General features: G+C 71.8%; 6 protein-coding genes and 1 pseudogene. All 7 read left to right on the top strand.

The window, feature by feature from the left end; genetic code table 11:
- Positions 1 to 260: 260 nt before the first annotated feature.
- Positions 261 to 1,568, top strand: coding sequence for a peptidylprolyl isomerase (locus VIB55_RS07365; RefSeq protein WP_331876024.1), 1,308 nt, complete (start codon positions 261 to 263; stop codon positions 1,566 to 1,568).
- Positions 1,565 to 1,855 (top strand): S4 domain-containing protein, encoded by a 291-nt coding sequence (locus VIB55_RS07360; protein ID WP_331876023.1) that lies wholly within the window; start codon positions 1,565 to 1,567, stop codon positions 1,853 to 1,855. Before VIB55_RS07365 ends, VIB55_RS07360 begins: the two co-directional genes overlap by 4 nt.
- Before the next feature lie 32 nt (positions 1,856 to 1,887).
- Positions 1,888 to 2,817: a 4-hydroxythreonine-4-phosphate dehydrogenase PdxA gene (pdxA, locus tag VIB55_RS07355; RefSeq protein ID WP_331876022.1), complete on the top strand. Its 930-nt coding sequence runs from the start codon at positions 1,888 to 1,890 to the stop codon at positions 2,815 to 2,817.
- A gap of 235 nt (positions 2,818 to 3,052) precedes the next feature.
- Entirely contained in the window at positions 3,053 to 3,745 is a 693-nt protein-coding gene (ftsE, locus tag VIB55_RS07350; protein WP_331876021.1) for a cell division ATP-binding protein FtsE, read from the top strand.
- A 4-nt stretch (positions 3,746 to 3,749) separates the two neighbouring features.
- Positions 3,750 to 4,607: a cell division protein FtsX gene (locus VIB55_RS07345; RefSeq protein ID WP_331876020.1), complete on the top strand. Its 858-nt coding sequence runs from the start codon at positions 3,750 to 3,752 to the stop codon at positions 4,605 to 4,607.
- Between the two features lie 2 nt (positions 4,608 to 4,609).
- Entirely contained in the window at positions 4,610 to 5,839 is a 1,230-nt protein-coding gene (locus VIB55_RS07340) for a murein hydrolase activator EnvC family protein (RefSeq protein WP_331876019.1), read from the top strand.
- Positions 5,840 to 5,848: 9 nt separating this feature from the next.
- Positions 5,849 to 6,436: pseudogene (locus VIB55_RS07335) on the top strand (hypothetical protein); the annotation flags it as partial.

Here is a 6,436-nt window from a genome sequence, read left to right as displayed (position 1 = left end):
CTCAGCCGGGCCAGCCGCAGCCGCAGGCTCCGCAGCCGCAGGGCGGGCAGGCGCCCGCCACGCAGCCCGCGCCGGCGCAGAAGCAGTAGCCGTCCGCAACACGCGGGGAACCGGCGGCGCGCCCACCCGGGCGCGCCGTCCGGGAACCTGAAGCGGGTCAACAGGATATAATCCGTGCGGCCGGGGCGTTTCCGCTCCCGGCCGCGCGCTGCTGCCGGGGCCCCCGGCACGTCATCCGTTCGTCTGGACCTCGAATTCCCATGCGCATTCGCTTTGCCCTGCTCGCGACGTTCCTGGCCGCCGCGCCCGCACTGGCGCAGGTGGCGCCCGCAGCCCCGCAGCCCGGCGAGGAGCTGGTGGACGGCGTGATCGCGGTGGTGGGCGACACCGTTCTCCTTCGCTCCGACATCCTGCTGGCCGTGGAGGCCGTGCGGGCCGCGGGGCAGCCCGTGCCGTCGGAGCCGGCCGCCTACGCCCAGTTCGTCCGCCAGCTCGTGGACGAGCGGGTGAACGACCTGCTGGTGCTGGAGGCCGCCCGCCAGTCGGGCGAGACGGTGAGCGACGCCGAGGTGGCGCAGACGGTCGACCAGCAGATCGCCGAGATCACCGAGCGCTTCGGCTCCGCCACTGCGTTCCAGCAGGCGCTCGCTGAGTCGGGCCGTACGCCGGAGACGTACCGCGCCGAGCTTTCGGCGCAGTTCCGCGACCAGACCATCGTGCAGCGGTACCTGCGCAAGCGCATCCAGGAGATGGCGCCCGCGCCGGTGTCCGAGGCCGAGGTGGCCGCGTTCTTCGAGCAGAACCGCGAGCGCTTCGGCACGCGGCCGGCCTCGGTGAGCTTTCAGCAGGTGATCGTGCGTCCCCTCCCCTCCGACTCGGCCCGCGCGGCGGCGCTGGCCACGGTGGCGCAGGTGCAGAAGGAGCTGGCCGAGGGCACCGACTTCGAGGTGCTGGCCCGCCGCTACTCGGCGGACGGCAGCTCCACCCGCGGCGGCGACCTGGGCTGGTTCCGCCAGGGGCAGATGGTGCGCGAGTTCAACGACGCGGTCTTCAACATGCGCGCGGGCCAGACGGTGGGCCCGGTGGAAACCGAGTTCGGCTTCCACATCATCCGCCTGGACAAGGTGCGCGGCCCCGAGCGGCAGGCGCGGCACATCCTCATCCGCCCGAACATCGTGCAGGCCGACGTGGACCGCGCCCGCGTGCGCGCCGACAGCGTGGCCGAGGCGGTCCGTGCCGGCGCCGACATGGCGGTGCTGGGCGCCCGCTACCGCACCCCCGACGAGGCGCGCTTTCAGCGTGAGGTGCCGCTGGATCGCCTTCCCCCGGGGTACGCCACGTCGCTGGAGGGCGCGCAGGCGGGGACGGTGGTGGGCCCCGTGCGCATCGACCTGGGCACCAACGCGGCCTTCGCCGTGGTGCGTGTCACCGGGCGGCAGACGCAGGGCGAGTACACCGTGGCCGACCAGCGCGAGCGGATCCGGGGAATACTGCAGGAGCAGCGGATGAGCGAGCGCGTGATCCAGGAATTGCGCCGCGACATGCACGTGGCCGTCCGCAACCCGTGAGCACCGCCGAGCCGCTGCGGGTGGACGTTCTGCTGCACCGGCTCTGCCTGACGAAGAGCCGCAGCGAGGCCAAGGCGGCGTGCGAGATGGGGGCGGTTTCGCTGGACGGGCGCCGCGCCCGCCCCGCCGACGCGGTCACCGCGGGCAAGCGCATCTCCATCCGCTACCCCTCGCGGCTGCTGGAGGTGGAGCTGCTGGAGCTGCCGGGAAAGAACGTGTCGAAGAAGGCCGCGCGCGACCTGTACCGCGTGCTGCAGGACGAAAAGGTGCGCGACGAGCCGTTCTGAACGGCGGTAACGATGATCGACAGAGCAGCGGAATGAATCGTCCCCGCATCGCGATCACTCTCGGCGACCCGCGTGGGATCGGGCCCGAGGTGACGGCGGGCGCACTGGCCGACCCGGAGATTTCCGGGCTCGGCCAGTTCGTGCTCGTGGGCCCCTCGTCGCTCCTGCGCTCCGCCGATGACGTGAGCGTGGGCGAGTGGCGGGCGGAGGACGGGGCCGCCGCGGCGGGGCGGATTGCCGGGGCCGCCATCGAGCGCGGGACGCGGATGGCGCTGGCGGGCGACGTGGATGCGCTGGTGACGGCGCCCATCGAAAAGAACGCCTTCCGCGCCGGGGGATGGCACTTTCCCGGGCACACCGAGATGCTGCGCGACCTGGCCGGCGTGGCGGACGTGGTGATGATGATGGCCGCGGAGCGCACCGCGCTGGGCGGCGCCCTGCGGGTGATCCTGGCGACCACCCACCTTGCTCTGCGCGACGTCCCCGCCGCGCTCTCCGCCGATCTCCTCGTCCGCCAGGCGACGCTTACCCACGCGGCGCTCCGCGACCAGTGGGGCATCCCGTCTCCCCGCGTCGCGCTCTGCGCGGTGAATCCCCACGCGTCCGACGGCGGGCTCTTCGGCGACGAGGAGGAGCGGATCGTGGCGCCCGCGCTGGCGCGGCTGCGCGAGGCGGGGGTGGACGCGTTCGGCCCCGTGCCCGCCGACACGGTGTTCACGCGGGCGGTGCGCGGCGAGTTCGACGCGGTGGTCGCGCCGTACCACGACGTGGGGATGGCCGCGTTCAAGACGGCCGCGTTCGGCGCTGGCGTCAACGTCACGCTTGGCCTCCCGTTTCCCCGCACCTCGCCGGACCACGGCACCGCGCTCGATATCGCCGGCCGCGGCCTCGCCGACCCGTCGTCCATGAAGGAAGCCATCCTCCTCGCCGTCCGCCTGGCGTCGCACCGTCTGTCATCCTGAAGGAAGCGGCCACGCCGGATCGAGCCCGCATGACGAGCCCGGGAGCGACTGAAGGATCCGCCACACACTCCGCACCCAGGAACGGCGCTGGCCCGTGCTCGGGCGCATCCCGCCGCTGGCTCGTTCGGAATGATGGCGATCCGGCACCATCCGAAGTTTTGACAGGCCGGGGAGCGCGGACTAAATTCTGTGCTCACCCGCGCTTGCACGGTTCTCCCCCGCGGAAGTTTCTCGCGTGATCAGGCTGACATCGGTCTACAAGGAATACCCGCGCTCCGGCACGGCCCTCCGCGACGTTACGCTGAACGTCAACAAGGGCGAGCTGGTGTTCTTGACGGGTCACTCCGGCGCCGGCAAGAGCACGGTGCTGCGCCTCGTGCAGATGGCGGAAACGCCCACTGCCGGCGAGGTGCGCGTTTCCGGCTTTTCGTCGCGCCTCATCCGCCGCCGCGAGATTCCCCAGCTGCGGCGAAAGCTGGGCGTGGTCTTCCAGGACTTTCGCCTGCTCCGCGACCGCACGGCGGAGGAGAACGTCGCCTTCGCGCTGGAGGTGACGGGCACCAAGCGCGCCCAGATCGCGCCGCGCGTCAACCGGCTGCTCACCCAGGTGGGCCTCAGCCACAAGGCGCAGGCGTTCCCCGACGAACTGTCGGGCGGCGAGCGGCAGCGTGTGGCCGTGGCCCGCGCCCTGGCCAACGAGCCGCTGGTGCTGCTGGCGGACGAGCCCACCGGCAACCTGGACGAGTGGGCCGCGAAGGGCGTGTTCGAGCTGTTTCGCGAAATCAACTCCATGGGGATGACCATTTTGATGGCCACCCACGACCTGGACCTGGTGCGCTCGCACCCCGAGTACCGCGTGGTGGAGCTGGCGCAGGGCGCCATCGTCTACGACTCGGCCGCCGCGTCGGTCGAGGCGGGAAGGGCCTGAACCCATGCCCTACGCCCTTCGCGAGGCGCTCGCCGCCTTCCGCCGTACGCCGCTGCTCACCGGCCTTTCCGTCGTCGCCATCGCCTTTGCGCTGTTCGTCATCGGCCTGTTCGGGCTGACGGCGTTCAACATCCGCCGCGCCATCGAGCGGGTGGAGGAAAAGGTGGAGATCGTCGCCTACCTGACCGACGCCACCACCGCCGGGCAGCTGGACCTGGCCCAGCAGGAGCTGCGCAAGCTCCCCGAGGTTGAGCGGGTGACCTACGTCACGCGGACGGAAGCCCTGGCCACGGCCATGGCCGAGATGGAAGAGTTCAAGGACGTGTTCAGCGACCTGGAGCAGAACCCGCTCCCCGCCTCGCTGGAAGTGCGGATGAAGCCCGGCAACCGCGGCCCCGAGCAGGTGGAGCGCGTGGCGAAGCGCATCCAGGCGTACCCGTTCGTCGAGGACGTGCGCTACGGACGCGACTGGCTGAACCAGATCTTCACGCTGCGGCGCATCGCGGCCGGCGTGGCGATGGTCATCGGCGGGGCGTTCGCCGTGGTGGCGGCCATCGTCATCGCCACGGCCGTGCGCATCACCGTATTCGCGCGGCGCGAGGAGATCGGCATCATGCGGCTGGTGGGTGCCACGGACGGCTTCGTCCAGCGCCCGTTCCTGCTGGAGGGCATCATCTCCGGGCTCCTGGGCGGCCTGCTGGCGGCCGGGCTCACCTACGGCACCTTCCGCCTGCTATCCGATACCATGTTCCGGGTGGAGTGGGTGCCGCTGGAGTGGGTGGTCGCCGTGGTGATCGTGGGGACGGCGTTCGGGCTGCTGTCCAGCCTGGTGGCCGTGCGCCGCCACCTGTCGCAGGTGTGATGATGAGCCGCCTGCGCGCGGGAGTGCTCGCGTTGATCCTGGCCGCCGCCGCGCTGCCCTGGGTGGCGGGCGCGCAGGATTCGGGGCGGCAAATCAGCGAAAGCCAGCGCCGCCTGCAGGAGATCCGCGCGGAGCGGCAGCGGCTGCGGCGCGAGCTGCAGGGGATCCAGGGGCGCGTGGGGAGCGTGTCGGCCGAAATCCGCATCATCCAGCAGCAGCAGCAGATGTCTGCGGCGCTGCTGCGCGAGATCAGCACGCAGCTGGGGCAGACCGAGCGGCAGATCGACAGCACCACGGCCGAGATGATCCTTACCCAGGCCGAGCTGGCGAACAAGAAGGAGAGGCTCAACCGCAGGCTGCGCGAGATCTACAAGCGCGGTCCCCTGCAGTCCGCCCAGGTGCTGCTTTCCGCCCACTCGTTCGGCGACCTGCTGAACCGCTACAAGTACCTTCACCTGGTTGCACGGCGCGACCGGCAGCTGGTGGAGGAGGTGGGCGACCTGGCGCGCGAGCTGGAGCTGCGCGAGGTGGAGCTGCGCCGGTCGCTGGCCGACATGCAGTACCTGCACAACGCCCGCGAGCAGGAGAACGCCGCGCTCACCAACATGCGCGCGGACCGCACGCAGACGCTCACCTCGTTGCGGACCACGCAGCGCCGGGCCACCTCGCGCCTGGAAACGCTGGCCCGCGACGAGCGCCGCATGACGGGGCTGATCGCCGAGCTGGAGCGGCGACGGCGCGAGGGCGAGCGCCGGGCGGCCGCTGCCGCCGCAACCCGCCCGGCGGGTTCCCCCGCGCCCAGCCGGCCGGCCGCGTCCAGCATGACCACGGCGGACTTGGGCAACCTGGATTGGCCGGTGAGCGGGCAGGTGGTGTATAGCTTCGGCCGCTCGCGGCAGTCCAACGGCACCACCATCCGCTACAACGGCATCGGCATCGGCGCGGCGCCGGGGACGGCGGTGCGCGCGATCGAAGGCGGAACGGTGGAGATGGCGGCGCCCTTCGAGGGCTACGGCCCCACCGTCGTGGTCAGCCACGGCGGCGGCTACTACTCGCTGTACCTGTACCTGCGCGAGGTGATGGTGCGTCCCGGCGCGCAGATCACCAAGGGGCAGACCGTCGGCACCGTGGGCGGCGAGGGAACGCCGGAGGGGGCGCACGTGGAGTTCCAGATCCGCGAGCCGGGCGGCTCGGCGGTAGACCCGCTCACCTGGCTGCGCCGCCGCCGCTAGCCCGCCGCCATGCCTCTTCCGCCGGTGTACGGACACGTCCGCGCGCGCGCCATGCTGGCCTCCGCGGCGCGCGCGGGCAACCTCAGCCAGTCGCTCCTGGTGCACGGCCCCGCGGGGATCGGCAAGGAGCGGATGGCGATGTGGCTGGCCCAGGTGGTGGTCTGCGAGCAGGCTCGGACGGACGGCGCGCCCTGCGGCGAGTGCCGCGACTGCCGGATGATCGACCGGCTGGAGCACCCCGACGTCCACTGGTTCTTTCCCCTTCCCCGCCCCGACGCCGCCACCCCCGAAAAGCTGCGCGACAAGCTCGAGGAGGCGCGCGGCGCCGAGCTCGTCGCCCGGCGCGAGAACCCGCAGCACGTTCCCCAGTACGAAAAGGCGCCCGCGTACTTCATGGGCACCATCCAGAACCTCCAGCGCCTGGCGGGAATGAAGCCCGCCGTGGGCCGCCGCAAGGTGTTCGTGGTCGGCGACGCCGAGGCGATGGTGCCGCAGGAGTCCAGCCCGGAGGCGGCCAACGCCTTCCTCAAGCTGCTGGAGGAGCCGCCGGCGGACACCACGCTCATCCTCACCTCCTCCAACCCGGGCGCGCTCCTT

The organism is Longimicrobium sp., from assembly GCF_036554565.1.
Lineage (GTDB): Bacteria > Gemmatimonadota > Gemmatimonadetes > Longimicrobiales > Longimicrobiaceae > Longimicrobium.
The sequence above is the reverse complement of the archived record's forward strand: the minus strand, read 5'-3'. Positions and strand labels throughout refer to the sequence as shown.